This is a genomic window from Acinetobacter endophylla, from assembly GCF_053543775.1.
Map to the genome: position 1 here is coordinate 1,091 of NZ_JBLVOM010000141.1, position 809 is coordinate 1,899.

1 protein-coding gene is annotated in these 809 nt (G+C 31.4%); it reads left to right on the forward strand.

Features of this window, described 5'->3' with window-relative positions; translation table 11 throughout:
• Window positions 1–355: 355 nt before the first annotated feature.
• Window positions 356–487 carry a hypothetical protein gene (locus tag ACNPNW_RS06030; protein WP_005100775.1) on the forward strand — a complete coding sequence of 44 codons (132 nt, stop codon included), beginning with the start codon at window positions 356–358 and terminating at the stop codon, window positions 485–487.
• The last annotated feature ends 322 nt before the right edge of the window (window positions 488–809 follow it).

Here is an 809-nt window from a genome sequence, read left to right on the forward strand (position 1 = left end):
ATTTATGAAATGGGACAAGGACTTAATTGGACTTTATAAACGCTTTCTCAGTTTAAAAAAAGTCCTCAATTGATGGCATTAATTTATTTATCAGAAGTTTCAGAATTTTGATCTTATACTTGGCTGACTAAAGATGAATATTATCTATATTGGTGATATTGTTTACCTAGTTTACGGTAGTCATCCAATGATGGTTGAAAAATTGCAGGATAATTTAGCTACTTGTATATGGTTCAGTGATAAAAAACATTTTTTCCGTAAGAATTTTCCCTTAAATATCTTAATAAAAAAAACGTAATTCAACAAAATATACCTGGGCGAATTCAAAGCTCATAGTGTACAGGTCATTTCGACCATGGCATGTGTTACTGATCTGAACAATGAATCACTGGTAGAATTTGCTGCTGAGGAACATGGATTTAAAGAGCTACTTAGTGAAGTCATGAAAATGAATTACGGTGCATTTCAAAACTATGTTATCGCTTGAACTGAGGATCAGAAAGCTTGTTTGAATTGATGTATTTCATCCGCAGATTATGCGCGAATGCTAAGAAATCTGGAGTTCGAATATTAACCAAAAAGAAGATCATTTTTTGATTTATGCGAGAGATCTATTTTATTTTTATATTTATAAGGCTAAACTTGCCTCCAATTTAATACTGGTATGTACCACTTAATTTTAGGGCGTGTCTTCAATATTAAATGTATTTAAAAATACTGTTTGCATGTTCGCCTAAACAAGATTTTCCATTATTACATAATGATCTGGCTCAGGAATATTGATAATGACCACAATGACTGATGATTTA